At 72.5% G+C, this 24,153-nt stretch carries 28 protein-coding genes; 15 read left to right on the forward strand and 13 right to left on the reverse strand.

Features of this window, described 5'->3' with window-relative positions; all coding sequences use genetic code 11:
* Positions 1 to 55: 55 nt before the first annotated feature.
* Positions 56 to 559 carry a GNAT family N-acetyltransferase gene (locus tag DTB53_RS07025; RefSeq protein WP_042496807.1) on the reverse strand — a complete coding sequence of 168 codons (504 nt, stop codon included), beginning with the start codon at positions 557 to 559 and terminating at the stop codon, positions 56 to 58.
* A 184-nt stretch (positions 560 to 743) separates the two neighbouring features.
* Positions 744 to 1,328, reverse strand: a complete 585-nt coding sequence (locus DTB53_RS07030; RefSeq protein WP_012380253.1) for an isochorismatase family protein — start codon at positions 1,326 to 1,328, stop codon at positions 744 to 746.
* 181 nt (positions 1,329 to 1,509) lie between these two features.
* Between DTB53_RS07030 and DTB53_RS07035 the strand changes: the two genes are divergently transcribed.
* Positions 1,510 to 2,505, forward strand: a complete 996-nt coding sequence (locus DTB53_RS07035) for a GlxA family transcriptional regulator (protein ID WP_012380254.1) — start codon at positions 1,510 to 1,512, stop codon at positions 2,503 to 2,505.
* A gap of 72 nt (positions 2,506 to 2,577) precedes the next feature.
* On the opposite strand, the gene DTB53_RS07040 is transcribed toward DTB53_RS07035, so the two are convergent.
* The 3 genes from DTB53_RS07040 to DTB53_RS07045 form a co-directional block, all read right to left on the reverse strand.
* Positions 2,578 to 3,894: an LAETG motif-containing sortase-dependent surface protein gene (locus tag DTB53_RS07040; RefSeq protein ID WP_069455799.1), complete on the reverse strand. Its 1,317-nt coding sequence runs from the start codon at positions 3,892 to 3,894 to the stop codon at positions 2,578 to 2,580.
* Positions 3,895 to 4,184: 290 nt separating this feature from the next.
* Positions 4,185 to 4,340 carry a hypothetical protein gene (locus DTB53_RS36800; protein WP_172595248.1) on the reverse strand — a complete coding sequence of 52 codons (156 nt, stop codon included), beginning with the start codon at positions 4,338 to 4,340 and terminating at the stop codon, positions 4,185 to 4,187.
* Positions 4,337 to 4,789 carry an ATP-binding protein gene (locus tag DTB53_RS07045; RefSeq protein ID WP_012380257.1) on the reverse strand — a complete coding sequence of 151 codons (453 nt, stop codon included), beginning with the start codon at positions 4,787 to 4,789 and terminating at the stop codon, positions 4,337 to 4,339. The genes DTB53_RS36800 and DTB53_RS07045 overlap by 4 nt, the downstream gene beginning before the upstream one ends.
* Before the next feature lie 216 nt (positions 4,790 to 5,005).
* Here DTB53_RS07045 and DTB53_RS07050 point away from each other — a divergent pair, with 216 nt between their 5' ends.
* The 3 genes from DTB53_RS07050 to DTB53_RS07060 all read left to right on the forward strand — a co-directional run bounded on the left by DTB53_RS07050 (position 5,006) and on the right by DTB53_RS07060 (position 6,766).
* The gene (locus DTB53_RS07050) at positions 5,006 to 5,857 is read left to right on the forward strand and encodes a DUF5753 domain-containing protein (RefSeq protein WP_012380258.1); all 852 of its coding nucleotides are present in this window, start codon (positions 5,006 to 5,008) and stop codon (positions 5,855 to 5,857) included.
* Between the two features lie 13 nt (positions 5,858 to 5,870).
* On the forward strand, positions 5,871 to 6,065 hold the full coding sequence (locus DTB53_RS07055) for a DUF397 domain-containing protein (RefSeq protein ID WP_042496810.1): 195 nt from the start codon (positions 5,871 to 5,873) through the stop codon (positions 6,063 to 6,065).
* 287 nt (positions 6,066 to 6,352) lie between these two features.
* Positions 6,353 to 6,766: a hypothetical protein gene (locus DTB53_RS07060; RefSeq protein ID WP_012380260.1), complete on the forward strand. Its 414-nt coding sequence runs from the start codon at positions 6,353 to 6,355 to the stop codon at positions 6,764 to 6,766.
* A gap of 21 nt (positions 6,767 to 6,787) precedes the next feature.
* On the opposite strand, the gene DTB53_RS07065 is transcribed toward DTB53_RS07060, so the two are convergent.
* Positions 6,788 to 7,249, reverse strand: a complete 462-nt coding sequence (locus tag DTB53_RS07065; RefSeq protein WP_012380261.1) for a hypothetical protein — start codon at positions 7,247 to 7,249, stop codon at positions 6,788 to 6,790.
* Positions 7,250 to 7,517: 268 nt separating this feature from the next.
* Here DTB53_RS07065 and DTB53_RS07070 point away from each other — a divergent pair, with 268 nt between their 5' ends.
* Together DTB53_RS07070 and DTB53_RS07075 are read left to right on the forward strand one after the other, a co-directional pair.
* Positions 7,518 to 8,156 (forward strand): maleylpyruvate isomerase family mycothiol-dependent enzyme, encoded by a 639-nt coding sequence (locus DTB53_RS07070; RefSeq protein ID WP_106431708.1) that lies wholly within the window; start codon positions 7,518 to 7,520, stop codon positions 8,154 to 8,156.
* Between the two features lie 230 nt (positions 8,157 to 8,386).
* Positions 8,387 to 9,496 carry a PP2C family protein-serine/threonine phosphatase gene (locus DTB53_RS07075; protein ID WP_042496812.1) on the forward strand — a complete coding sequence of 370 codons (1,110 nt, stop codon included), beginning with the start codon at positions 8,387 to 8,389 and terminating at the stop codon, positions 9,494 to 9,496.
* Between the two features lie 91 nt (positions 9,497 to 9,587).
* Here DTB53_RS07075 and DTB53_RS07080 read toward each other — a convergent pair whose 3' ends face one another.
* A complete protein-coding gene (locus DTB53_RS07080) occupies positions 9,588 to 10,262 on the reverse strand; it encodes a fascin domain-containing protein (protein ID WP_042496814.1) in 675 nt (224 codons plus the stop codon).
* A 722-nt stretch (positions 10,263 to 10,984) separates the two neighbouring features.
* On the opposite strand from DTB53_RS07080, the gene DTB53_RS07085 reads away from it, so the two are divergent.
* On the forward strand, positions 10,985 to 11,917 hold the full coding sequence (locus DTB53_RS07085; protein WP_012380265.1) for a phosphatidylinositol-specific phospholipase C: 933 nt from the start codon (positions 10,985 to 10,987) through the stop codon (positions 11,915 to 11,917).
* Between the two features lie 122 nt (positions 11,918 to 12,039).
* On the opposite strand, the gene DTB53_RS07095 is transcribed toward DTB53_RS07085, so the two are convergent.
* The 5 genes from DTB53_RS07095 to DTB53_RS07115 all read right to left on the reverse strand — a co-directional run bounded on the left by DTB53_RS07095 (position 12,040) and on the right by DTB53_RS07115 (position 17,388).
* Positions 12,040 to 13,494: a HAMP domain-containing sensor histidine kinase gene (locus DTB53_RS07095; protein WP_003968125.1), complete on the reverse strand. Its 1,455-nt coding sequence runs from the start codon at positions 13,492 to 13,494 to the stop codon at positions 12,040 to 12,042.
* Entirely contained in the window at positions 13,491 to 14,228 is a 738-nt protein-coding gene (locus DTB53_RS07100) for a response regulator transcription factor (protein ID WP_012380266.1), read from the reverse strand. The genes DTB53_RS07095 and DTB53_RS07100 overlap by 4 nt, the downstream gene beginning before the upstream one ends.
* A gap of 77 nt (positions 14,229 to 14,305) precedes the next feature.
* Complete coding sequence (locus DTB53_RS07105) at positions 14,306 to 15,409, reverse strand: S1C family serine protease (protein WP_012380267.1); 1,104 nt, start codon at positions 15,407 to 15,409, stop codon at positions 14,306 to 14,308.
* A 125-nt stretch (positions 15,410 to 15,534) separates the two neighbouring features.
* On the reverse strand, positions 15,535 to 16,557 hold the full coding sequence (locus DTB53_RS07110) for a LacI family DNA-binding transcriptional regulator (RefSeq protein WP_012380268.1): 1,023 nt from the start codon (positions 16,555 to 16,557) through the stop codon (positions 15,535 to 15,537).
* A 24-nt stretch (positions 16,558 to 16,581) separates the two neighbouring features.
* Positions 16,582 to 17,388: a response regulator transcription factor gene (locus DTB53_RS07115; RefSeq protein ID WP_069456016.1), complete on the reverse strand. Its 807-nt coding sequence runs from the start codon at positions 17,386 to 17,388 to the stop codon at positions 16,582 to 16,584.
* Positions 17,389 to 17,671: 283 nt separating this feature from the next.
* Between DTB53_RS07115 and DTB53_RS07120 the strand changes: the two genes are divergently transcribed.
* From DTB53_RS07120 to DTB53_RS07150, 8 genes are all read left to right on the forward strand, one after another.
* Complete coding sequence (locus tag DTB53_RS07120; protein ID WP_012380270.1) at positions 17,672 to 18,613, forward strand: alpha/beta hydrolase; 942 nt, start codon at positions 17,672 to 17,674, stop codon at positions 18,611 to 18,613.
* Between the two features lie 74 nt (positions 18,614 to 18,687).
* Positions 18,688 to 18,942 (forward strand): MoaD/ThiS family protein, encoded by a 255-nt coding sequence (locus DTB53_RS07125; protein ID WP_003968131.1) that lies wholly within the window; start codon positions 18,688 to 18,690, stop codon positions 18,940 to 18,942.
* A gap of 10 nt (positions 18,943 to 18,952) precedes the next feature.
* Positions 18,953 to 20,518, forward strand: coding sequence for a hypothetical protein (locus DTB53_RS07130; RefSeq protein WP_012380271.1), 1,566 nt, complete (start codon positions 18,953 to 18,955; stop codon positions 20,516 to 20,518).
* A 200-nt stretch (positions 20,519 to 20,718) separates the two neighbouring features.
* Positions 20,719 to 21,408 carry an LmeA family phospholipid-binding protein gene (locus DTB53_RS07135; RefSeq protein ID WP_012380272.1) on the forward strand — a complete coding sequence of 230 codons (690 nt, stop codon included), beginning with the start codon at positions 20,719 to 20,721 and terminating at the stop codon, positions 21,406 to 21,408.
* Positions 21,409 to 21,675: 267 nt separating this feature from the next.
* Positions 21,676 to 21,756 carry an Ms5788A family Cys-rich leader peptide gene (locus DTB53_RS37945; protein WP_350751515.1) on the forward strand — a complete coding sequence of 27 codons (81 nt, stop codon included), beginning with the start codon at positions 21,676 to 21,678 and terminating at the stop codon, positions 21,754 to 21,756.
* A gap of 177 nt (positions 21,757 to 21,933) precedes the next feature.
* Positions 21,934 to 22,773 (forward strand): sulfurtransferase, encoded by an 840-nt coding sequence (locus DTB53_RS07140; RefSeq protein ID WP_012380273.1) that lies wholly within the window; start codon positions 21,934 to 21,936, stop codon positions 22,771 to 22,773.
* A 51-nt stretch (positions 22,774 to 22,824) separates the two neighbouring features.
* On the forward strand, positions 22,825 to 23,112 hold the full coding sequence (locus tag DTB53_RS07145; protein ID WP_003968135.1) for a DUF1416 domain-containing protein: 288 nt from the start codon (positions 22,825 to 22,827) through the stop codon (positions 23,110 to 23,112).
* A 172-nt stretch (positions 23,113 to 23,284) separates the two neighbouring features.
* Complete coding sequence (locus tag DTB53_RS07150) at positions 23,285 to 23,542, forward strand: DUF3099 domain-containing protein (protein ID WP_030705814.1); 258 nt, start codon at positions 23,285 to 23,287, stop codon at positions 23,540 to 23,542.
* A 22-nt stretch (positions 23,543 to 23,564) separates the two neighbouring features.
* Here the strand turns inward: DTB53_RS07150 and DTB53_RS07155 are convergent, their stop codons facing one another.
* On the reverse strand, positions 23,565 to 23,927 hold the full coding sequence (locus DTB53_RS07155; RefSeq protein WP_012380275.1) for a DsrE family protein: 363 nt from the start codon (positions 23,925 to 23,927) through the stop codon (positions 23,565 to 23,567).
* Between the last annotated feature and the right edge of the window lie 226 nt (positions 23,928 to 24,153).

A 24,153-nucleotide genomic window follows, 5' to 3' on the forward strand; every position in this document is an offset into this window, starting at 1 on the left:
CGTGCGGGAGGCCGGACCGACCCGTCCGAGCGGTCCGCCCCGCCGCGGGCCGGGGTCACGTCGCCGTACCGGCCCACGTGACGGCGAAGTACCTGACGCGTGCGTCCTCCCCGACCGGAAGCATGCCCGCCGCCGTCATCACGTGCTGGGACGCGATGTTGTCGTGGTCGGCGTCGCCCTTCACCGAGACGACGCCGCCGGCCCGGGCGAACGACAGGAGGCCACGGAGGGCTTCGGAGGCGTAGCCCTTTCCCCGGGCGGACGGGACGATGCCGTAGCCGATCGTCACGTGGCCGTGTTCGTCCGGGGGGCTGTGGAAGTCCACGCCGCCGATCACCCGTCGGTCCGAGCGGCGGCGGATCGCGTACGGGCCGAACGGCCGGGGATCGCCCGTGACCGAGCAGCGTTCCAGGAAGCGCCTGGCCACGGACACGTCGTCCGCGGTCGGGAATCCGGGCTCCCAGGACGTTTCGGCGTCCGGCCTGCCCGTGACCATCCGTTCGGCCTCTTCCACGGATATCGGGTGCAGGACGAGCCGTTCGGTCACCAGGTCGGTCATGGCGTCACCAGGTCGGTCATGGCAGGGAGGTGTATCACGCGGTACGGAGGGGGCGCGCCTGGATTTCCGGCCCGGGCCGCCGTCAGCGGTCCCGCCGGGGGCACCCCTGCCGGACTTCCGTCCGGTGGCACGCCTTCCGGGGCCTCCGCTCGCCGCTGCCGGCTCTCCCGGGCCTCCGGGGCCGCTACTTCAGGGACTCCTGCGTCGGGACGACCACCCCGTACAGGTCGCCGACGGTGGCCAGCGCGGCGTCATGCACCTGGCGGGCGTCGAGGTCGGTTCCGCCGACCGGCAGGGACCGGGTCGCGCAGGCGTCGGCGACGACCGTGGGGCGGTTGCCGCGCAGGAACGCGCCCTGGGCCGTGAACGCCACGCACATGTGCGTCATCCAGCCCGCGACGATCACGTCCCCACCCTCCGGTACGTGATCGCCCAGGTCGGTGCCGTGGAACGCGTCCGGAGCCGTCTTGACGACGACCGGCTCGCCCGCGACCGGGGCGAGCGCCGGGTGGATCCGCCCGATCTCGGCCCGGATGTCGTACGGGGTCCCCTCGCCGCCGTCGTTGATGACGTGGACGACGCCGGTCCCCGCCGCGCGGGCCCGGGCCAGCAGGCGCGCGCCGGAGTCCAGCGACTCCCGCCAGCCGTCGAGTTCCATCACACCGCGGGTGTAGGTGTTCTGGTAGTCGACCAGGATCAGCGTGGAGCCCGCGAGCGCGGCCGGGGCCGCGTCGAAGCCGTTGAGTTCGCGCAGGGTGGTTCGGGACATGGGTGTACCGCCTCGGGTTCGTACGTCGGGGAGGGATGCGCTCGTCCGGCGAGCTGTTCCCGACGCTAGGCCCGGCCGATGATGTCCGCAATGACGTCTAACATGCAGATACCGACATGCGCCGTCGCGCTGTCGGCGGCGACCGCCACCGGACGTACGGCTGATCAGGGAGGTCGGGGGCATGGGCACCGTCGGACGACTCGTCGTCATCGTCCTCTTCGAGGGAGTCGATCTGCTCGACGTCACCGGTCCGCCGGAGGTCTTCTCGCTCGCCCGGCGCGAGGCCGAGGACGCGGACGGCTACGAGGTCGTCCTGGCCGCCGATTCCCTGGACCCCGTGACCACCGGCGCGGGGGTCCGGGTCCTCCCCGACCTCACCTTCGACGAGGCCGCCCGGCGGAGCATCGACACCCTCGTCGTGCCCGGCTCGGTGGAGGTCGACGGCGATCGGCGGGTGCACGCCCTCGTCGACCCCGTGCTGGTGGAGCGGGTGAAGGAGCTCGCCGGGCGGAGCCGGCGGGTGGCCTCCGTCTGCGTCGGGGCGCATCTGCTGGCCGCCGCCGGACTGCTCGACGGCAGGCGGGCCACCACCCACTGGTCGACCGCACCGCAACTGGCCGCCGCGCACCCGGAGATCGACGTCGACGCCGACCCGATCTTCATCCGCGAGGGCGACGTCTGGACCGGGGCCGGGATCAGCGCCTGCCTCGACCTGTCCCTCGCCCTCGTCGCCGACGATCTCGGCGAGGCCGTCGCCCTGCGGGTGGCCCGTCAGCTCGTGATGTACCTGAAGCGGCCGAGCGGGCAGAGCCAGTTCAGCGTTCCGCTGGAGCAGATCTCGGCGACGCGACGCATCGAGGACCTCCGCCACCACATCCTGCGCCACCTCGGCCGCCGGCTCACCGTCGCCGACCTCGCGGCCCACGCGCACGTCAGCGACCGCCACCTCACCCGGATCTTCAGGACCGAGCTGAACACGACCCCGCACGCCTACATCGAGTCCGTCCGGGTCGAGAAGGCGCGCAACGAGCTGGAGTCCTCCGACGCCACGCTCGAACGCATCGCGTCCGTCTGCGGTTTCGGCACGGTGGACACCCTGGTACGCGCCTTCCGGCGACGGCTGGACGCGACGCCGACGGAGTACCGGCGCAGGTTCCGGACCTCCCCCACGGGCTGAACGCGCAGCGCGAAGGGGGCGGCGGGCCGCATCGGCCCACCGCCCCCTCGACACACGTTCCCCGCGTTACCGTCAGGCGTCGGAACCGGTCTTCCGGCGACGCACCACGAACACCGCCGCCGCGCCGAGCAGCACGGCCGCACCGCCCGCGAGGGCGATCGAGGTGGTGGCGGAGGACGAACCGGTGGCGGCGAGGCTGCCGTCCGTGCCGGTCTTCGCCGGGGTGCCCGACGTCGAGCCCTGCGGCTGGTGGCCGGAGCCGGGCTTCGTGGTCGTGGCGGGCTTGGGCTTGGCGTCCTCGGTCTTGCCGGGCTTGCTGCCGGCGGCCTTGACGTCGAACTCGTACATGTCCGCGCCGGGCGTCCCGCCGCAGGAGCCGTCCTCGTTGTAGAAGTCGGCCGCGACGAAGGCGACACCGTTGCCCGCCGGGGTGGCCTTGTCGAGGGTGAGGCGCATCTTCAGGTCGGTCCGGGTGTGGGCCTTCAGTGCGCCGATGGTGTCGATGTAGTCGTCCTTGACGTTCTTCCACGTGGGGGAGGCCTCGGAGGACCACTGGAGGCGGAAGAACTTGCCCGTGTCCTTGAGACCGGACCGGTCGGTCGCGTGGACTCCGACGTAGGCGATGACCTCCTCCATCTGCCGGTCGGAGTCGTTGGTCATCCGGAGGGTGAAGTCGGTGGTCTTGCCGGCGACGAGCTCGTTCGGCAGGCCGGTGACGACGGCGGTGAGGTCGTCCCCGGGCACGCAGTCCTCGCCCTCTTCCTCCTCCTCCGCCTCCTTGATGGCCTTGGCCAGCGCCGCGTCGGCGGCGATCTTCGCGGCGAGCGCGTCCTCAAGGGCCTTGTCGGCCGCGCCGGCGGCGCGAGCGGCCTCGATCCGCGCGTCCGTGACCGCCTCGCGGGCTTCCTCGGCCTTGGTGTCGGCGGCGGTCTTGGCGGTGGCAGCCGCGGTCGCGGTCGCCTCGGCCTCGGAGAGCGCGGTCGCCGCGGCGGTCTTCTGCTCCTCGGAGGCGTCCGCGGGCAGCTCGGCGATGACCTTCTTCGCCTCGGCCACCGCCTTGTCGGCGGCGTCCTTCGCGTCGGCGGCGTCCTTCGCGGCGGCCTTGGCGGCGTTGGCGGCGGCCACGAGGGGGTGGCTGTCCTCGGACAGTTCCTGAAGGGCCTTCCGCACCGTGGCCTGGGCCTCGTCGCGCGCCTTGACGGCCTCTTCGTACGCCTTCTGCGCCGCGGCGGCGGCTGCCTCCAGTTCCTTGATGGTCGGCTTGCTCGACTTGTTCTGCGTCTGCGCCACCGGCTTGGCGTCCGCGAACGCGGGGGTGACGGAGAGCAGCACGACGGGGGCGGTCACGGCGGCGGCGACAGCGGTGGCGAGAGCGCGGCGAATCTTCACATGATCCCTTGGGTCGGGTCCGAACGGCGAGAACAGGCTGGGGACGGCTGCCACGGCGGAACGATCACGCGGGCTACCTGTGCCGATGGTATGGGGATCCTGTGAGGGCGCCGGGGGATTATTTCCGCTCCGGGGGCGGGGCGGCGTCCCCCGGAGCGGACAGAAGTCACCAAAGCGTGCAGTTGCTCTCGGAATCCGCCTTTTCGCTGTGACGAAAGCCATGCGGCCGTGCTGTCCGTGCCCGGGTGCTCCGCCCGGCGGGCGCGGGCGGAGCACATCGTTCTGTACTCCTACGGCCGGCCGCCCGGAGCGGGGGGCCGGGTGGGCGGTACGGAGTCCATCGGTGGTGCTTCCCTCGCGGTGGGCCCGGGTGCGAGGGCGATCCCGGCGGCGAGCGCGCCGAGAACAACGGCCGCCACCGCGAAGCTCCACGGAGTGACGCTCACCGCGTCGGCTCCGGTCGCCCCAGCGTGAACCAGACGGCCTTGCGCCCGGGGCGCCGATGGTCGCCGCCGCGCGTCCCCCAGGCCAGCGCCAGACTCTCCACCAGGGCGAGCCCCCGCCCGTCCTCCGCCTCCGGGCCTGCCCGCAGTGCGCCGAGCGCACCGGCGAGCGGGCTGCCTTCATCCGCGACGGTGACGGTGACCCGCTTCCGGTTGACGGCCGCGTGGACCCGGATCAGGCGTGTACCGGTGTGGCGGTGGGCGTTGGTGACCAGTTCGGTCACACAGATCCGGGCGTCGTCGACCAGTCCGAGGTGCCGGCTGACCTCCAACAGTGAGGTGACGAAGTCCCGCGCGATGCGCGGGGCGCTCGCGGTGTTCGGCAGGGTGAGCCGGTAGGCCTCGCCGCCGAGTGGGTTCGGTTGTACGGAAGTTGGGGTTGCAGCGGTCATTGTCGGTCTCCCCATGTGGTCCGGTGCGGTGAACGGGTGCGCCGCGCCCGGCCCGTGGCGATGCGGCTGCACTTCGGGGGTTCCGAGGTGGAGCGCGGTGCTGAGATGACCCTAGCGGGTCGTATCACTTGTGCTACCTCACCGGAAAAATTAGTGACCGAATGGATTACCGTGGGAGCGCCAGCCAGACTGTGAGCCGACCAGAGGAGATCGTCGATGCCGCCGAGGAAGGCGCCCACGGCACGGCAGTGCCGCGTGGGTACGGAACTGCGCAAGATGCGACAGCACGCGGGTCTGGCCCTGGCCGAGGCCGCCACGCTGCTCAGTACGGACCGCACGGCCATCAGCAACACGGAGTCCGGACGCTTCGGGGTCAGCGGTGAGCGGGTGCGCGCCTGGGCGGGCGGCTACGCGTGTCCCGATGACGCTTACGTGGAGGCGCTTGCCGCCATGGCCGAGGAGCGGGGGCGGGGCTGGTGGGAGGACTACCGAGAGGACCTGACCAGCGGATCGCTCGACCTGGCCGAACTTGAGCACCATGCTGTCGGTATCCGAGCCGTGCTGATCATGTATATGCCGGGGCTGCTCCAGAACGAGGACTACGCGCGAGCCGTCTTCGCGGAGGCGGTGCCGGAACTGCCCCCGGCCCGCAGGAGGCGGCTGCTCTCCCATCGGCTCAAGCGTCGCGATGTTCTCGATCGGGAGAACCCGCCGAACTGCACATTCCTCATCCATGAGGCGGCCCTGCGGATGACCTACGGTGACTCGGGCGTCGCGCGCGGCCAGTTGGCGCATTTGCTACGCGAATCGGAGCGGGACAACGTGACCATCCGGGTGGTCCCCTTCGCCGCCGGCGGCTTTCCGGAAACGGGAAGTTCGACGCACTATGTCTACGGTCCGGTTCCCCAGCTGGATACCGTGCAGACGGATACGGCAACCGGGCCCGCTTTCCTGGACGCCGAGACGCGTCTGAGGAACTATCGGGCGGCCATGGATCGGGTCGAGGATCTGTCCCTCGATCCGCGGAAGTCGAGAGACTTCATCCGTGAGGTCGCGCAACAAGTGTGAAGGCGTGAGGTACGTGGATATTCAGTGGCGCAAGTCCTCGAAGTCGTCGGGGGCCGAAGGCAACAACTGCCTGGAGCTGGCCGAGTGCGACGGCGAGATCCTGCTGCGTGAGAGCGACAACCCCGACGTGGTCGTCCGTACGACGCGCGCCAAGCTCCGGGCGTTCCTGGGCGGTGCGAAGGAGGGCGAGTTCGACGACTTGGCCTGAGTGCGCGTGATAGGTCGTGAGCGGTCTCCACCGGCGCAGGTGGGGACCGCTCACGCGTATCACCTGTTTGTTAAAGCGGCATCACTCGTTAGACGTCAAACACTTGATACGGGCACGCATCACGCGCTAGCTAGCTTCCTGCTGTGCCGCCGCACCTGTGTGCGCGGTCAACTCCCCCTCTGTCTGCGCCCGTTGGGGGAGTAGCGATCCAGGGCGCCCCTTCCCGCAGCTCGTCACGCCGGCCGTGGGCGGGGGCGTTCCTGGTGTCACGTCAGGAGGCCCTTGCCATGTGCGACCCCGATCCCGACCCGACGCGCCCCGAAGGCTCCGCGCTTCACGCCTACTGGTGCGAGCGCTCCACGTACCCCTTGTTGCGCGGCAGCGCCCCCGACACCTTCGTGCGGTACTCCGTGTCCACCGCGACCGAGGCGGTCCGGCTGTTCCAGGCGGAGGCGCGGGCCCTCGTGGAGGACCTGTCTCCCGACGCGCGCCGGGAGGCCCGTGAGCCGATCGACGGAGGCGGCCGGGTGCGGGCGATCGCCGCCCTGCACCGGGGGCGGACCTGCGGGTTCTCGCTGGGGCACGGGGACCGTTGGACGGAGTGGACCGTACGCCCGTACCTCGCGTTCGCCGTGGCGGCCCGGCACCTGCTGCCCGTCCTGCCTCCGGGGTGCTGCGTGTGCGGGGCCCCGCGCCGGTGACCCCGCACGTTCAGCGCGGGCTCAGTGCCGGTCGGCCGCCAGCGTGCCGCAGTTGGTGCCGTTCTTGCCCGCCACCTCGCCGGAGATCTCGCCGCGCCACGTCACGCACAGGCCGCGTGCGTCGAGGTAGACCGGCCCGGCGTACGTGGTGAAGTACCCCGTGTCCGTCACCGTCGTGGTGGGCGAGGCGAAACCGAGCGAGGCCGTCATGTGCACGGCCTTTCCGGGCGTGGTGCGGACGGTCACCACGCAGTTCTTGCCGGTGGCGGAGTTGTACGTGAGGAATACCGTGCCCTTGGTGCCGATCTGCGCGGAGTTCACCACGGAGTAGCCGCTGCCGCATGCGCCGTTGTACTGCGCCGCGGCGGCCTTGGGCGCCGCGGCCTTCGGCGCGGCGGCGGCGGCCGGGGCCAGGGCGAGCGCGGCGCAGGCGGTGGCGGTGACGGTGGCGCCGATGGCTGTTGCGCGTCGGATGATGGTCATGTCGTTCCCCGGTTTCTCGTGCGGTCGTTGCGTGACGCCTGGTCGGGCGCCCGGATCCCCACTCCTCGCAGTGGTGTGGGTCACGTCTTGTCGGACAGGCCGTGACGCGGTGGAGTTGTGCCGACGGCGCGCTGTTACGAAGTCATGACACAAGGGGACAAGATCACCTTTCTTGATCCTTTTCCGGCGGGCCCGGGTGCGATGAGTTTCGGCGGTGCCCGGGGTCTCATACGGCAGACGGGTTCACCTGGTCCGAGTGGAGGCAGCCGTGAAGATCGAGGCGAAGCGCGGGATCTGGCGCATGGTGCACGCCGAGCGTGCCGCGCTGATCGAGGACCTCGCGCGGCTGGAGCCCGGTCAGTGGGAGACGCCGTCGCTCTGCGCCGGGTGGACGGTGCACGATGTGGCCGCCCATCTGGTCGACACCGCCCTCACGACCCGTATCGGCTTCGTCGTCGGCCTGGCGCGGGCGCGCTTCGACTTCGACCTCCAGAACGCGCGCGGGGTGGAGCGCGAGCGCGGGGCCTCGCCGCAGGAGACGCTGGAGCGCCTGCGCCGCGTGGCGTCCCGGACGACGGCACCGCCGGCCCCGCTCGACACCCGGCTGGTCGAGGAGGTCGTCCACGGCGAGGACATCCGCCGGGCCGTGGGCCTGGTCCGTTCCTACCCGCTGGAGGCGGTGGTCCGGGCCCTGCGGCTCCAGGCGCGGACGCCGGAGTCGTTCGGGGGTGCGAAGGAGACGGTGGCGACCGTACGGCTCACGGCGACCGACGCCGATCTGTCGATCGGGGAGGGGCCGGACGCGACGGGCCCCGTGCTGTCCCTGCTCCTGGCCGTGTCCGGGCGCCGGCAGGCGGTCGCGGAGCTGACCGGACCGGGGGTCGGCCTGCTCGCCGGTGGCGCCTGACGGGCCGATGGCCTCGGCTCGGTGCCGGACGCCGGGTGCCTGTTGCCGGGCCGGGGGCCGGATGGGCCTACGGCCGGGCCTCGACGCACGTCACAGGGGTACGGTGAAAGTCGGCCGGGGGCGCCACCGCGCCTGACACCGGCCCTCGTCCGATGCCGTGCGTACGGACCTGTGCGGTGAGCGGGAGGCGTGCCCCCCGCGGGCCGCGAGCGCCGGGAAGGGGCGACGTCGTGAGGAATCCCGGTGCGGCCGTCGTCGGCCTCAACCGCTGGCTGCCGTGGGCGGCCATGGGCGCGGTCATCGTGGCGGACCGCGTCACCGGGGAGGACTACGGGCTGATGCCGGTCTTCGCGGTCGGGCCCGCCCTCGCGGCGGCGGCCGGACCCAGGCGCCGCGTGGTCCACGTCGCCGTCGTCGCCCTCGTGCTGTGCGCGGCGACGGCCACCTTCAACGGGCGCATCGACTCGATCCGCTTCTCGGTCGCCGTCGTCTGCGTCGTCGTCCTCACGGTCGCCGCCTGGTTCGTGGCCTCGGCCCGGTTGCGCGCCGAGGACGAACTCACCAGCGTCCGAGCCGTCGCCGACGCGGTTCAACAGGTGCTGCTCGGCGCGGTGCCCGCCCGTACGAGCAACGGCGCACTCGCGGTCAGTTACGTCTCCGCGATCGAGTCGGCCCACATCGGGGGCGATCTCTACGAGGCCATGCCCCTGCCCGCCGGCGGGCTGCGGATCATCGTGGCCGACGTCCAGGGCAAGGGGCTGCCCGCTGTCCGCACCACCTCGGTGGTGCTCGCCGCGTTCCGGGAGAGCGCGCCCTACGTCGGCGCGCTGGACGAGGTGGGCCGGCGGATCGAGCGGTCACTGAACTGGCGTACCGACGGCGACCGCTTCGTGACGGCGGTGCTCGCCGAGATCGCCGACGACGGGTCCGTCGACATCCTCAACTACGGCCACCCCGCCCCGCTGGTCAGGCGGTCCAACGGCCTGCTGGAGCTCGCGGAACCCGGGAGCCCGGGCCCTCCCCTCGGCCTCGGCGCGCTGACGGACGCCGGTCCCGGCCGTCGCCGGATCACGCTCGACGTCGGGGACCGGGTTCTTTTCCACACCGACGGTCTGACCGAGGCGCGCGACCCGTCCGGCACGTTCTACCCGGTCCTCGAACGCGCCGGGGAGCCCCTGTCGGACCCCGACGCGCAACGGGCGCTCGACCGCCTGCGGGAGGACGTCGCCCGGTTCACCGAAGGGCCGCTGGACGACGACTCCGCCTTCCTGCTGTTCCAGTACCTCCCGGCCGACGGCCCCGTCCCCCCGGCGCGGTCGGGGTCGACGCGGGTGTCCTGACCGCCGTCCCGCCCCCGGCCGTCGCCCGTCCGTCGCCCGCCCCGCCCGCACATGCTCCGAACGGGCGAAGGGCGGCTCCGGGGTGGCGGGGTCAGCTCCCGATCTCGAACAGGGCGAACTGCTCCCACGAGCCGGTGACTTCGGCCGACCGGGCGCGCAGCGCGTACTGGAGCGACCCCGTGTAGCTGTTCTCCATGGCGACGAAACGGCCGTTCAGCGCGGACTGGAGCGCCCAGCGGTCCAGGTCCTCGTTGTAGTAGAGGGTGAACCGCTCCCAGGTGCCCGCCGCGGTCGACCGGGCGCGCAGCACGTTCTGGGAGTTGCCGGTGTAGTTCCCCTCGACCGCGACATAGCGGTTGTTCGCCAGGGACTTCAGCGCGTACGTCCCGGTCGCCTCGTGCCATTCGAAGGCGAAGCCCTCCCATGCGCCGGTCACCGCCGCGGAACGCGCCCGCAGCACGCCGGTGTTGGGCGCCGCGTAGTTCTTCTCGGTGGCGGTGAACCTGCCGTTGCGGATCGACTGGAGGGCGAACGTGCCGGACTCGTCCGCCTGGGTCGCCGCCCTGCGGTCGGCGGGGACGCGGGACGACGGGGCCAGGGTTCTCCCGCTGCTCCCGGTGATCCGAGCCAGTTCGGCTCCGTCCACCGTCTCCCACCCCGCGGGCACGGCGGCCGGGCGGTCGCTCTGCGGAGCGGCCCCGGCCGCGGGGGCGGCCAGTACGGAGGCGGACAGCAGGGCGCCGAGGGAAAGAAGGGCGGAGGTCATGCGTCGCACGGGTATTCCTCGCGTTTCGTCGTAATGAACTCCCCCGGGCAGAACAGGGCGTCCCTGATTCATCAAACGCGTGGGGTCATGAATGCGCCAGGTGGAGTCCGGTCGAGCTGATCGACCAAGTGGCCACACAGTAAAGGCCGTTCACGGCGTCGGGCAAAGCTTTTTCCTTTCACTTCGGGAATTCTGATGCCGGGGGAGATGAGTCCATCGTTCCGCCATTTCCTGTTCACCCCGTCCGGGGTGTTCCGGCGGCGAACCGCAGGTGATCGCGGGGTCCTCGGCGGGCGAACCCGTTGAGCCGGCGGGTCGGAATCGAGGTGCGGTGCGATATCCACCAGGTGTGGAACGGGGAGTTCCGGGCGGGAGACCGAGCGTTTCGCCGGTTCCGGGAGTACGGTCCGTCGCGCCGCATTACCCGCCGAGGCCACCGTCCTTGAGGAGTGCTCGCAGAAGGTGAAGTGCCGGGGAAGGATTCCCTGCGAAAACCCCGGTCGTGAAGGGCACGGCGACGTTCTCCCGCAGCCCCGTCACGTCCTCGCCGGTACTCCCGTCATCGCTCCCCCCGCTTTCCGCGCGGATGCGGGGCGCGGGCGGTCGCGAGAGAGGGAAGAGGGTCCCGGGTGGGGCCGCCCCCTTCCCTGCATGACGTGCACCCGACAGAATTCGGGGTCCCGGTCCGGTCCGGCTCCCCCACAGCCTTCGGAGGCACCCGTATGTCCTGTCCCGGCCCCACCCGTACGCCCGCGCCCCTGTCCCGGCCCTCCCGGCGGGGCTTCCTGGCCGGCGCCCTCGCCGTCTCCGCCACCGCGATCATCGGCGCGGCGCCCGCCGTCGCCGCCACCCGGGAGGCCGGCCGAGCGGTCCGGGGCACCCAGGACTGGATGGCCGCCCTGCCCGACGGCACCGCGCTGCGGCAGCTCACGATCCCGGGCACGCACGACTCGGGGGCCCGGTTCGGCGGACCCTGGTCGGAGTGCCAGAACACCACCATCGCCCAGCAGTTGACCAGCGGGATCCGTTTCCTCGACGTACGGTGCCGGCTCATCGACGGCTCGTTCGCGATCCACCACGGGGCCTCGTTCCAGAACATGATGTTCGGCGACGTCCTCATCGCCTGCCGGGACTTCCTGGCGGCCCGGCCGACCGAGACCGTGCTGATGCGGGTCAAGCAGGAGCACTCGTCCGCGAGCGACGCGGCGTTCCGGGCGGTCTTCGACGACTACCTGGACGTACGCGGCTGGCGCTCCCTGTTCCGCCTCGACGCCACGCTTCCCGACCTCGGCGGGGCCCGGGGCAAGGTGGTGCTGCTCGCGGACAACGGCGGGCTGCCCGGGGTGCGGTACGGGGACCAGGCCCTCTTCGACATCCAGGACGACTACATGGCGGAGCCGTTCGCCAAGTACCCCAAGATCGAGGCCCAGTTCCGCAAGGCGGCCCAGCAGCCGGGCAAGTTCTTCATGAACTACGTCTCCACCGCCGCCCTGATGCCGCCCCGCTGGAACGCCGACCGCCTCAACCCGCAGGTGCACTCCTTCCTGGAACGCGCGGAGACCGCCGGGTGGACGGGGCTCGGCATCGTCCCCCTGGACTACCCGAACCAGCGGTCCGGCCTGGTCGAGTCACTGATCCGGCACAATCCGGCGTGAAGACCGCCTGTACGGTCAGCACCGAGACCCGCCGCTGGTGCGTCGTCGCCGACCCGGCCCACTCCGCCCACCACATGATGATCGAGAGCGCCGCCGTCGTCTGACGGCCGCCCCGCCGGGCGTCACAACCCCGGCGGCGGCGTCGGCGCTCCCGGCAGCGTGAGCGTCGCCACCGTGCCGGGGCCGTCGTCCGGGGCCGGGCGCAGGGCGATCGTGCCGCCCGCCTGGTGCACCGTACGGGCCACGATGGACAGGCCCAGGCCGGAGCCGGGGAGCTGACGGGCGGTGGGGGAGCGCCAGAAGCGTTCGAAGACGTGCGGGAGATCCTCGGCGGGGATGCCGGGGCCCCGGTCCCGGACCGTCAGCTCGCCCCGGTGCAGCCGCACGTCGATCGTGCCGCGCGGCGGGCTGAACTTCACCGCGTTGTCCAGGACGTTGACGATCGCCCGTTCCAGGGCCGCCGGTTCCGCGCGGACGTACCAGGGGGCCAGGTCCTCCGTGACCGTCAGCTCCGGGCCGCGCAGCCGGGCGCGGCGCAGGGCCGTGCGGGTCACCTCGTGCAGGGCCACCACCTGGAGCGGGCCGGGCTCGGCCGCGTCGGGGCGGGCCAGTTCCTGGAGGTCGCCGATCAGCGCGGCCAGCTCCGTCATCTGGGCCTTCACCGACGCCATCAGCGCCTTGCGGTCCTCCGGCGGGATCACCCGGCCCGTCTCGTCGCTGCGGGCCAGCAGCTCCACGTTCGTCCGCAGCGAGGTCAGCGGGGTGCGCAGCTCGTGGCCCGCGTCGGCGATCAGCTGTGCCTGGCGGTCGCGGGAGGAGGCGAGCTGGGCGGCCATCGAGTTGAACGAACTGGAGAGCCGGGCGATCTCGTCCTCGCCGTCCACCGGGATGCGCACGGTCAGGTCCTCGGTACGGGCCACGTGCTCGACGGCCTCGGTCAGCTCGTCTACCGGCCGGAGCCCGGCGCGCGCGATCCACAGCCCCGCCGCGCCCGCCCCGACGACGCCGATGCCGGAGACGGCGAGCAGCACCCAGGCCAGCTGGTTCAGCGGATCGGTGACCTGCGCCATGGGGACGGCCACGGAGACCGCGAGGCCCGGCCGGTCCGGACCGGCGGGCGAGGTGTGGACCCGCATCTCCGTACCGTCCTCGGCCCTCGTGGTGTGCGTCGCGTCCTCGCGCAGCCCGGCGGCGACGGCCCGGTCGGTGGTGTCGATCGGGATGGCGGACCTGCCCGGCACCGTGCACGGCTTCGCGCCCACGGCCGGCACCAGCTGGATGGTGTACGGGCCGGTCACCACCTGGAGGTCGCCGGGCAGCCCGCTCGTGCAGGACGTCGTCAGCAGCCTGATCGCGTTCTCGTTCGGCTTGACCTGGGACAGCGTCGTGTCGAGCTGCTCGGTCAGCCGGTCCCGGGTGGTCAGCCAGCAGGCGGCGGCCACCGCGGCGACCGCCACCGCCACCGCCGTCGCCACCAGCATCGCGAGCCGGGAGCGCAGCGGCAGCGCCCGGAACCGGCGCACCGGGCTTCCGCCCTTGCGCTCCCGCCCGCTCCGCACGGGCGCCGCACTGCTCACGCCTCCCCGCTCCCGCCCGTGCGCAGCGCGTAGCCCACCCCGCGCACGGTGTGGACGAGGCGCGGCTCGCCGCCCGCCTCCGTCTTGCGGCGCAGATACATCACATACACGTCCAGGGAGTTGGAGCTCGGCTCGAAGTCGAAGCCCCAGACGGCCTTGAGGATCTGCTCCCGGGTGAGCACCTGGCGGGGGTGGGACAGGAACATCTCCAGCAGCGTGAACTCGGTGCGGGTCAGCTCGACCCGCCGTTCGCCCCGGGTGACCTCGCGGGTCGCCAGGTCCATCCGCAGGTCGGCGAAGGAGAGGACGTCGTCGTCGGGGGCGTCCGCGCCCGCCGCCGAGGCCGCGTACGAACTGCGGCGCAGCAGGGCCCGGATGCGGGCGAACAGCTCGTCCAGCTCGAACGGCTTGACCAGGTAGTCGTCGGCGCCCGCGTCGAGCCCGGTGACCCGGTCGCCGACGGTGTCGCGTGCGGTGAGCATGAGGATGGGCGTGGTGGAGCCGGTGGCGCGGATGCGGCGGGCGGCGGTGAGGCCGTCCATGCGGGGCATCTGGATGTCCAGGACGATGAGGTCGGGGTCGTAGGCCTCGGCCATCGCCAGGGCGTCGTAGCCGTCGACCGCGACCTGTGTCCCGTATCCCTCGAAGGCGAGGCTGCGCTGGAGCGCCTCGCGCACCGCCGGCTCGTCGTCGACGATCAGGATGCGCTGGGGATCGTCTTCGGCGGGGCTCATCGCTGCTGGTCCTCTTCTCGTGTCGACCCGTCTGCGGGGGGTGCCTCAGCCTCGCACGGCCGGGGCGGTGCGCGGGATCAGGAGCCGTCGCCCGCGCGCAGGGTGTCCAGGTCGGCCTTGAGGGTGTTCACCGGGATCGCGAAGCCGAGACCCACGCTGCCCGCCGCGGAACCGCTGCCCGCCGCCGAGGAACTCGGCGCGTACATAGCGGAGTTGATGCCGATGATCTCACCGTTCATGTTGATCAGCGCACCGCCGGAGTTGCCGGGGTTGAGCGACGCGTCGGTCTGGAGCGCCTTGTACGTGGTCGTCTCCTCGCCCGTGTCGCCGTTGAACTGCTGCCCGCCGAACTCGAACGGCCACTGCTGACCGCCGCCCTGCCGGCCCTGTCCCTGCCCCTGACCCGAGCTGCCGGAGTCGTCCTTCGCCACGGTGACGTCCCGGTCCAGCGCGGAGATGATCCCGCTGGTGACCGTGCCCGTCAGACCTTCCGGCGAGCCGATCGCCACGACCTCGTCGCCCACCTTGACCTGCGAGGAGTCGCCCAGCGCGGCCGTCTTCAGCCCGCTCGCGCCGCGCAGCTTGATGAGCGCGAGATCCTTGTCGGGGTCGGTGCCCACGACGTCGGCCGTGTAGGTCCTGCCGGTGGAGAGGGTGACCTGGATCTGCTGTGCGCCCGAGATGACGTGGTTGTTGGTGACGATCTCGCCGTCCTCGGTGATCACCACGCCCGAGCCGGTGGAGTTGCCCGCCGACGAGGCCGCGCCGATCTCCACGATCGCGGGCGAGACCGCCTCCGCGACGCCCGAGACGGTGCCCTTGCTGGACTGCGAGACGGTGGTGCCGTTGACCGCGCCGCCGGAACCGGTGGCTCCGGAGCCACCGTCGTTCAGCTGGCCGACGAGGGTCGCGACGCCGCCGCCGACCACGCCCGCGGCCAGCGCCACCGCCGCGAGCAGAGCCACCGGGCGCTTGGCCCGGCGCCGGCCGGCGGGGGCGTACGGGGGCGGGGGCGGGTAACCGCCCGGGGCGCCTTCGTACGCCGCGCCCGGGGAGTACGCCGTACCGGGGGAGCTCTCCGTACCGGCGGCGCCCGCCGTACCGGGAGAGGAGGCGTAGGGGTACGCGGTGGGGTCCTGGTCCGTGGGGTGCGCGCCGCTGGGGCGAAGGTTCTCCGTCATGTCCACCAGGCTGGTCGGCGAAGATGAGAAGGGCCTGAGTACGTCCTGAGAAGCCCGGAAGAACCGCGTATGCCCGCTGTAAAGGCCGGGGGTCGACGGCCGGCCGGTCAGGCGGACGCGGGGGGCTACCCGCAGCCGCACGAGCGCCGGACCACCAGCGCGGAGGGGAACTGCTTCAGCCGTTCGCGCCGCGACCCCGAGACCCGCAGCGAGTCGTCCAGCACCAGGTCCACCGCGGCCCGCGCCATCGCCGGGCGGTCGGAGTGGACCGTGGTCAGCGGCGGATCGGTGAGACCGGCTTCCTTCACGTCGTCGAAGCCCGCCACCGCCAGCTCGCCCGGCACGTCGATGCGCAGCTCGCGGGCGGCCCGCAGCACGCCGAAGGCCTGGTCGTCCGTGGCGCAGAAGATCGCCGGCGGCCGGTCCGGGCCGGACAGCAGCCCGAGGGCCACCTGATAGGCGTCGTAGCGGTTGTACGGGGCCTGGAAGAGGCGGCCCTCCGTGGAGCGGCCCGACTCGTGCATCGCCCGTCGCCAGCCCTCGACGTGGTCGGCGACCGGGTCGCCGACCGCCGGGGTCTCCTCCGTGCCGCCGAGGCAGGCCACGTACGCGTTGCCGTGCTCCAGCAGGTGCCGGGTGGCGAGCTGGGCGCCGCCCACGTCGTCGGTGACGACGGCGACGTCGTCGATCGCCTCGGGGCGCTCGTGCAGCAGGACGACCCGGGCGTCCCAGGCCTCGATCTCGGCGGCGGCGCGCTCGCTGGGGCCCTGGCTGACCAGGATCAGCCCGGAGACGCGCATCCCGAGGAAGGCCCGCAGATAGTGGACCTCGCGCTCGTCGCGGTAGTCGGAATTGCCGACGAGCACCATCTTCCCGCGCTCGGCGGCTGCCTGTTCGACCGCGTGCGCCATCTCGGCGAAGAACGGCTGCCGGGCGTCCGGCACGATCATTCCTATGAGGTCCGTGCGGCGCGAGGCCATGGCCTGGGCGACCCGGTCGGGCCGGTAGCCCAACTGCTTGATCGCGGCGAGCACCCGCTCGCGCGTGGCCGGGGCGACCGGCCGGGGTCCGTTGTTGATGACGTAGCTGACGACCGCGGTCGACGTCCCCGCCAGTCTCGCCACATCGTCCCGCGTCACCTTGGCCACGCGCCGCAGTCTACGCGGATGGACCTACCTCTTGGCAGCCTCCACCGGGGCTTCTTCCGTCGCCGTGGCCGAAGAGGACTGCTCCGATCGGGCGACGGGGCCGGCGGCCCGCTGCCGGGCGGCGGCCCGCTCCTTGGCCTCCTCCGCAGCGCGCTCGACCTTCTCCGGCGTGACGAAGCGGTAGCCGACGTTGCGCACGGTGCCGATCAGCGACTCGTGCTCGGGGCCGAGCTTGGCGCGCAGTCGCCGTACGTGGACGTCGACCGTCCGCGTACCGCCGAAGTAGTCGTAGCCCCAGACCTCCTGGAGGAGCTGGGCGCGGGTGAATACCCGGCCCGGGTGCTGGGCGAGGTATTTCAGCAGTTCGAATTCCTTGAAGGTCAGGTCCAGGACCCGGCCCTTGAGTTTCGCGCTGTACGTCGCCTCGTCGACGGAGAGATCACCGTTGCGGATCTCCATCGGGGAGTCGTCGGAGGTGATCTGCCGGCGGCCCATGGCGAGGCGCAGCCGGGCCTCGACCTCGGCCGGTCCCGCCGTGTCCAGCAGGACGTCGTCCACGCCCCAGTCGGCGGTGACGGCCGCGAGACCGCCCTCGGTGACGACGAGGATCAGCGGACAGCCGAGCCCCGTGGACCGCAGGAGCTGACAGAGCGAGCGGACCTGCGGAAGGTCGCGCCGCCCGTCGACGAGGATCACGTCGGCGCCCGGGGTGTCCACCAGGGCCGGGCCCTCGGCGGGCGCCACCCGCACGCTGTGGAGCAGGAGCCCGAGGGCGGGGAGCACCTCCGTCGACGGCTGGAGTGCGTTCGTCAGAAGCAGCAGTGAACTCATCGCCGGCCACCTGCCTGGTTCGGTCGATCGTGGTGCACGGTTCGCTCGCCCATTACGTCGGTCCTCCTCGTTCCCTGCGAGAGGGGCACTCCCGGGTCGGGCCCGGGGGAGTATGCGGCACTGCTTCGTACGTCATGCGTCGGGCGTCATACGGCTTTCACACAGCGGATCCGCGCCCCGGGACCGCTGAGCTTGTGGAAACGTCGCCGTAACAACGCCGGTAAAGCACAAAAGGACCCGGGGGCTGCATTGCCCGGATCCTCTTCGCAGCAGAATAACCCACATGAGTTCCGCGTCCGAGGGTCGATTCCCGAGTTCTTCTGTTCCCTTGCTCACGCGCCCCCCGCGCATCGCCACATTGCGGACGGATGACGGGGTGCCGGTCGAGGCGGTGTACGAACCGTGGGCGCCGGCCGCCGCGACGCCCGGGGACGCGGCGGGCGACGGGCCCGCGGCGGCCCCCGCGATCGTGGTCGCGCACGGGTTCACCGGCTCCGCCGACCGCCCCGCCGTCCGGCGCGCGGCGCGGGTCTTCGCCCGGCGTGCCGCCGTGGTCACGTTCTCGTTCCGGGGCCACGGCCGGTCCGGCGGGCGCTCCACGGTCGGCGACCGCGAGGTGCTGGACCTGGCCGCGGCGGTGGCCTGGGCGCGGGAGCTGGGGCACTCCCGGGTGGTGACGGTCGGGTTCTCGATGGGCGGCTCGGTGGTGCTGCGGCACGGCGCTCTGCACCGCGCTCCGGACAGCGCTCCGTGGACGGCGGAATCCCCGGCGGGACGTACGGCCGTTCGTGTACCGGCGCGCGCGGGGCGCAGGGAGAGGCCGGGGGCGCACGCGGACGCGGTGGTCTCCGTCAGCGCCCCCGCTCGCTGGTACTACCGGGGGACGGCGCCGATGCGCCGGCTGCACTGGGTGGTCACCCGGCCCTCGGGCCGCCTCGTCGGGCGCTACGGACTCCGTACCCGCATCGCCACCGAGGCCTGGAACCCCGTCCCGCTCTCCCCGGTCGCCGCGGTCCCGCTCATCGCCCCGGCCCCGCTGCTGCTCGTGCACGGCGACCGGGACCCCTACTTCCCGCTGGACCACCCGAGGATGCTGGCGGAGGCGGCCGGGCCCGGTGGCGCGGAGCTGTGGCTGGAGCGGGGGATGGGCCACGCCGAGAACGCGGCGGACGACGCCCTGCTGGCCCGGATCGCCGACTGGGCGACGGCCGCACCGCGCGCGTGACCCGTCCGCGCGTGACCCATCATGGAGAGCTGACGCACGAGGCGTGCGACGAACCGACCCGAAGGAGTGGCGCCATGGCAGCGGGGACGATCCGCTACTGGGCCGCGGCCAAGGCCGCGGCGGGCACCGCGGAGGAACCGTACGCGGCGGAGACCCTCGCCGAGGCGCTCGACGCGGTGCGCGGAAGGCACCCCGGCGAGCTGAGCCAGGTGCTCCGGCGGTGCTCGTTCCTCATCGACGGGGACCCCGTCGGGACCCGTGGGCATGAGACCGTACGCCTTGCCGAGGGCGGCACGGTCGAGGTGCTCCCGCCGTTCGCAGGAGGGTGAACCGCAGGCCATGAGCAGCAGCGATCAGCAGTACCCGTATCCGTACGACCCCGAGCGGCAGCAGCCGGCGACGCCGCACTGGCCCGACGGGACGGCCGGGCAGTCCGCCACGCCCCAGGACCCGGCCGCCTTCGACCAGGGCGGGACGCAGACGTGGCAGGCGCCGACCTGGGACACGCAGTACCAGCCGACCGTCCGCCCGGACGGGGAACAGCACCCGCCGCAGGGCCCGGGGCAGGGTTACGGGCAGGGGCACGGGCAGGACCACGGGCAGCCGCGGCAGTCGGGTCCGTACGGGACGCCGCAGCCCGATCCGTACGGTCGGCAGCAGCCCGGCTCGTACGGTCAGCCGCAGCCCGGTCCGTACGGTCAGCCGCAGCCCGGTCCGTACGCGACGCCCGACCCGCACACTCCGTACCAGCAGCGGTACCAGGAGCCGCAGCAGCACCAGCCGCTCTACCAGGAGCCGCAGCAGCACCAGCCGCTCTACCAGGAGCCGCAGCACCACGGGCAGGCGCAGGGTCAGCAGCAGCCGCACCCGCAGCAGCCTCAGCAGCCGAACCCCCAGCAGCACCCGCACCCGCAGCAGCCGTACGGGCCCTCCGCGGCCCCGGCGCCCTCCGCGCCCTCGGCGGCCGACACCGCCTATCTGCCGCCCCAGGGGGCCTCGGGCTCCTTCCCGCTGCCGCCGGAGGTCCCGGCCGCGCCCGCCACCACGCCCGCCGCGCCCGCGCCCGGGCCCGCCGCCGAACCCGTGACCGTACGGCCGGGGCCCGGCGACACGGGCTACAGCGCGCCCACGACGCTGGGCAACGCCCGGATCACCGACGCCCAGCGGGCCCGCGCGGAAGGGCGTTCGCCGATCATCGCGCCGGGGACGCAGCCCGCCGCGCTCACCGCCGTGCTCGGCCTGCTGCTCGCGGGGGGCGCGGCGATCGGTCCGTACGCGCTGCTCGTCCCGGTGGTGCTCCTCCAGGCGGTGACGGCCGCCGGATGGTTCCGCCTCAACGGCATGTGGCCCGCCCGCCAGGGCATCGCGCTGGCCTTCGCCGGGGGCCTGGTCGCCGATGTCGCGCTGCTCGCCGCGGGCCGGGAGCACGGCCCCGCCGCGCTGCTCGGCACCCTGGGCGTCTGGGTGCTGCTCACCGTGGTCCTCCAGCTCCGCAGCCACGCGGGGGCCGACGAGCGGATGTACGGCCTGATGGCCACGGTCGTCTCGGCGTCGCTCGCGGTGCTCGCGGGCGGGTTCCTCGCGGCGGTCCCGGACGCGGTGACGGTCGGCGGGGCGGCGGTCGCGGCTGCCACGCTCGTCCGGTCCCTTCCGCTGCCCGCGGTGGCCTCCCTCGGGGCGGCCCTGCTCGCGGGCGCGGGTGCCGGCCTCGCCGTCGGAGCCATGACCGACTTCGGGACGAAGGGCGTGCTGCTCGGTCTCGCGGCGGGCGGGTGCGCGCTCATCGGACTGCGGGTGGCGAGCTACGACTACCCGTCCCGGTTCGTGCACATGACCGCCGGGGTGGCGCTCCCGCTGACCATGGCGGCCCCGGCCGCCTACCTGGTCGGCCGCGCCATCCTCTGACCGCCGCGCGGCCACCGTTCGGCCGCCGCACGGCCTCCGTCCCCGGCGGCCCCCGGGGGCCGGCCCGCCGGGAGGCGCGGGCAGCCCCCGGGGAACCGGGCGGGGGCCGTCGCTCGTCGATGATCCAGGGCGTCCCTCTCCTGCGGCAGTAGGCTCACGGGCGCCAGGGGACCGATCGGCTCAGGTGGGGGGAACGACACATGCGCGCACTGCGAATACTGCTGGTCCTGGTGGTGGTGCTCGGCGGCCTCTTCCTCGCCGTCGACCGCGCGGCGGTCTACTTCGCCGAGTCCGAGGCCGAGGACCGGGTCACGATCAGCGGGGGCGGGACCGCCACCACGGAGATCTCGATCAAGGGATTCCCCTTCCTCACCCAGCTCGCCGCCTCGCGGCTCGACCGGGTCGACGTCAACCTCACCGGCATGGAGGCCAGCGCCGCCGGCCGCGCGATACGCGTCAGCGAGGTCCGGGCCGAACTGCGCGACGTGAAGCTCGGCTCCGGCTACCGCAGCGCCACGGCCGCCCGCGCCACCGGCACCGCGCTCGTCAGCTACGCGGACCTGACGGCGGCGGCCAGCGACGGCGTCGCCGTGGAGTACGGCGGCGACGGCAAGGCGAAGGTCACCGGCAGCGTCGAGCTCCTCGGCCGCCCGATCTCGCGCAGCGTGCTGTCCACCGTGACCCGCGTCGACGGTCGGACGATCAAGGTGCGCGCGGACAAGGTGCCCGGCGAGGGCCTCCCCGGCGTCGAGCGGCTGGTCCGTCAGAAGACCGACTTCGAGGGCGAGATCGACGGGCTGCCCAAGGGGCTGGAGCTCCAGGAGGTCAAGGTGACCGAGAAGGGCCTGGAGATCTCGGTGACCGGCGCGGACGTCTCCCTCACGGGCTGAGATCCGCCTCGGAGGTCTCCCTGACGGCAGAGATCCGCCTCGGAGGTCTCGCTGCGTGCCGGAGGAGCCACGGCCGCCGCTGACGGCACGGTCGATCCGGATAGTGAGACGTCCGCGTCCGGTCCGCAGATGCGGGGCAGGCTCGGGGAGTCGCGCCCGGGAGACCGAGCTCCCCCGCCCCTTCCCCGTCTCGCATCACGGATGATCGTGTCTCAATATGCGACACGACGGTGACATCTCCGTACGTACCTCCCTACGATCGGACCCATGAAGCGACAGGCGGATCTCACGAAGCGGCGGGCAGTAGACCTGTGCCGCGTCGCCGCCATGCTCTGTCGCCCCTTCTGAGCGGGGCGTTCGCACCGTCCCGCTTCCCCCGGCCCATCGGCCGTCGCCCCGCGACCGCCGTCGGCGCCGGCCCCGTGCCCCGTACGCGCCGCGTTCCGTGCCTCCGCGCGTACACCCGCACCCAGCAACTCCGCATCTCGCACCACCCCGCCGCAGACTGCCCCGGAGGAGAACAACATGAGCCGCAGCGACGTCCTGGTAGACGCCGACTGGGTCGAGGCCCACATCGACGACCCGCAGGTCGCGATCGTCGAGGTGGACGAGGACACCTCGGCGTACGAGAAGAACCACATCAAGAACGCGATCCGGATCGACTGGACCAAGGACCTCCAGGACCCGGTCCGCAGGGACTTCGTCGACCAGGCCGGCTTCGAGAAGCTGCTCAGCGAGAAGGGCATCGGCAACGACACCCTCGTCGTCCTCTACGGCGGCAACAACAACTGGTTCGCCTCCTACGCCTACTGGTACTTCAAGCTGTACGGCCACGAGAACGTCAAGCTCCTCGACGGCGGCCGCAAGAAGTGGGAGCTCGACTCCCGCGACCTGACCGACGCCGTCCCGACGCGCCCGGCCACCGCGTACAAGGCCAAGCCGCAGGACGAGTCGATCCGCGCCTACCGCGACGACGTCGTCAAGGCCATCGGCAGCCAGAACCTGGTCGACGTGCGCTCGCCCGACGAGTTCAGCGGCAAGCTGCTCGCCCCGGCCCACCTCCCGCAGGAGCAGTCGCAGCGCCCCGGCCACGTGCCGAGCGCCCGCAACATCCCGTGGTCGAAGAACGCCAACGACGACGGCACCTTCAAGTCGGACGACGAGCTGAAGGCGCTCTACGAGAACGAGCAGGTCGACCTGGCGAAGGACACCATCGCCTACTGCCGCATCGGTGAGCGCTCCGCGCTCACCTGGTTCGTGCTCCACGAGCTGCTCGGCCAGGAGAACGTCAAGAACTACGACGGTTCCTGGACCGAGTACGGCTCCCTCGTCGGCGTGCCGATCGAGCTCGGCCCCGCCAAGTAGTCCGACCCTCCGACCGTCCGACCCGCACGACCCGACCAGAAGGACAGAACCATGTGTGGAGCACAGGCCGGTGGCCCCGACGCTTCGACGATCAAGCCCGGTGAGACCACCATCCAGGGCAGCGTGACCCGCGACGGCGAGCCCGTCACCGGCTACGTGCGCCTGCTGGACTCGACCGGCGAGTTCACCGCCGAGGTCCCGACCTCGGCGACCGGGCAGTTCCGGTTCTACGCGGCCGAGGGCACCTGGACGCTCCGCGCCCTGGTTCCCGGCGGCAGCGCCGACCGCACGGTCGTCGCGCAGACCGGCGGGCTCTCCGAGGTCGCCATCGCCGTCTGATCCGCGACGGTCACGGCACGCATCGCGGCACGCGTTCCGTACGGCACGCAGAACGGCCGAAGGGCCGCACCCCAGGGGGTTGGACGCCACCTGACGCGGGGTGCGGCCCTTCGTGCCGTACGGGGGGCTCCACCGGGTGGGCGGGCGGCCCGGGGAGTCCTACGCTGGAGACATGTACGCCCGACGCAGGCGGAACTACTTCCTCATGATGGGCGGATGCGTCGCGCTTTTCGTGTCCGCCTGGGCCGTGGTGCGCCTGTGGTCCATGCCGGTCGCCATCGCCATGTGCGTGGTCGCCATGGTGATCCCGCCCGTCGCCGCGATGGTCGCCAACCGGCGGGGCCCCGAGGACCGTTGGTGGGACGACCCCTCCGGCGACCCGGAGTCCGACGCGTGGTGGGACGAGCTGGACGGCAGGAAACGCCACTGAGCCGGGGGAGGCTCCCGCCCGGTCAGTAGACGAGCGCCTGGGCGCCGTCCGCCATGGCCTCCTGCACGAAGACCTGCGCCCCCGCGATCCGCACGCCCTCCAGCACGTCCTTCTCACCGATGTCGCGCCGGGCCGCGCACTGGGTGCACAGGGTGATCCGCCCGCCCGCCAGGATCGAGTCCAGCAGGTCCGGCAGCGGGGCCGCGTGCGGAAGCTCGAACTCGGCGGCCCGGCCCGGCAGGGCGAACCACGAGGACTCGCCGGTCAGCCAGAGCGAGACCTCCACACCACTGGCGACGCCCACCGCCGCCACGGTGAAGGCCTGGGAGCAGCGCTCGGCGGCCTCGGGCCCGGCGGTCACCTTGATCACAAGCTTCTTCGGCATATCCGGAACTCTAATCGTCCGCACGCGGCCTCCTGCCCGGCCCGGGGGTCACCCGTGCGCGCGGGAGAGGGAACCCGCGCCGCGCCACCTGAACGAGAAGGCCGGGCCCCCACCCATTAGGCTGGGACCGGCTTGTCACCGCCGCCACCCGCTCGTCACGAGGAGCCCCCTGTGCTTGAGGCATTCTTCACCGCCCTGCTGGTCCTGGTCTGCGTGGGCGTCACCG

This window comes from Streptomyces griseus, assembly GCF_900460065.1.
GTDB lineage: Bacteria > Actinomycetota > Actinomycetes > Streptomycetales > Streptomycetaceae > Streptomyces > Streptomyces griseus.

What these genes read in the sequence shown, in the direction of transcription:
- DTB53_RS07025 (WP_042496807.1), bottom strand. Translation starts at nt 559, where the DNA reads ATGACCGACCTGGTGACCGAACGGCTCGTCCTGCACCCGATATCCGTG.
- DTB53_RS07030 (WP_012380253.1), bottom strand. Translation starts at nt 1,328, where the DNA reads ATGTCCCGAACCACCCTGCGCGAACTCAACGGCTTCGACGCGGCCCCG.
- DTB53_RS07035 (WP_012380254.1), top strand. Translation starts at nt 1,510, where the DNA reads ATGGGCACCGTCGGACGACTCGTCGTCATCGTCCTCTTCGAGGGAGTC.
- DTB53_RS07045 (WP_012380257.1), bottom strand. Translation starts at nt 4,789, where the DNA reads ATGACCGCTGCAACCCCAACTTCCGTACAACCGAACCCACTCGGCGGC.
- DTB53_RS07050 (WP_012380258.1), top strand. Translation starts at nt 5,006, where the DNA reads ATGCCGCCGAGGAAGGCGCCCACGGCACGGCAGTGCCGCGTGGGTACG.
- DTB53_RS07060 (WP_012380260.1), top strand. Translation starts at nt 6,353, where the DNA reads ATGTGCGACCCCGATCCCGACCCGACGCGCCCCGAAGGCTCCGCGCTT.
- DTB53_RS07065 (WP_012380261.1), bottom strand. Translation starts at nt 7,249, where the DNA reads ATGACCATCATCCGACGCGCAACAGCCATCGGCGCCACCGTCACCGCC.
- DTB53_RS07080 (WP_042496814.1), bottom strand. Translation starts at nt 10,262, where the DNA reads ATGACCTCCGCCCTTCTTTCCCTCGGCGCCCTGCTGTCCGCCTCCGTA.
- DTB53_RS07085 (WP_012380265.1), top strand. Translation starts at nt 10,985, where the DNA reads ATGTCCTGTCCCGGCCCCACCCGTACGCCCGCGCCCCTGTCCCGGCCC.
- DTB53_RS07100 (WP_012380266.1), bottom strand. Translation starts at nt 14,228, where the DNA reads ATGAGCCCCGCCGAAGACGATCCCCAGCGCATCCTGATCGTCGACGAC.
- DTB53_RS07105 (WP_012380267.1), bottom strand. Translation starts at nt 15,409, where the DNA reads ATGACGGAGAACCTTCGCCCCAGCGGCGCGCACCCCACGGACCAGGAC.
- DTB53_RS07115 (WP_069456016.1), bottom strand. Translation starts at nt 17,388, where the DNA reads ATGAGTTCACTGCTGCTTCTGACGAACGCACTCCAGCCGTCGACGGAG.
- DTB53_RS07120 (WP_012380270.1), top strand. Translation starts at nt 17,672, where the DNA reads ATGAGTTCCGCGTCCGAGGGTCGATTCCCGAGTTCTTCTGTTCCCTTG.
- DTB53_RS07125 (WP_003968131.1), top strand. Translation starts at nt 18,688, where the DNA reads ATGGCAGCGGGGACGATCCGCTACTGGGCCGCGGCCAAGGCCGCGGCG.
- DTB53_RS07130 (WP_012380271.1), top strand. Translation starts at nt 18,953, where the DNA reads ATGAGCAGCAGCGATCAGCAGTACCCGTATCCGTACGACCCCGAGCGG.
- DTB53_RS07135 (WP_012380272.1), top strand. Translation starts at nt 20,719, where the DNA reads ATGCGCGCACTGCGAATACTGCTGGTCCTGGTGGTGGTGCTCGGCGGC.
- DTB53_RS37945 (WP_350751515.1), top strand. Translation starts at nt 21,676, where the DNA reads ATGAAGCGACAGGCGGATCTCACGAAGCGGCGGGCAGTAGACCTGTGC.
- DTB53_RS07140 (WP_012380273.1), top strand. Translation starts at nt 21,934, where the DNA reads ATGAGCCGCAGCGACGTCCTGGTAGACGCCGACTGGGTCGAGGCCCAC.
- DTB53_RS07145 (WP_003968135.1), top strand. Translation starts at nt 22,825, where the DNA reads ATGTGTGGAGCACAGGCCGGTGGCCCCGACGCTTCGACGATCAAGCCC.
- DTB53_RS07150 (WP_030705814.1), top strand. Translation starts at nt 23,285, where the DNA reads ATGTACGCCCGACGCAGGCGGAACTACTTCCTCATGATGGGCGGATGC.
- DTB53_RS07155 (WP_012380275.1), bottom strand. Translation starts at nt 23,927, where the DNA reads ATGCCGAAGAAGCTTGTGATCAAGGTGACCGCCGGGCCCGAGGCCGCC.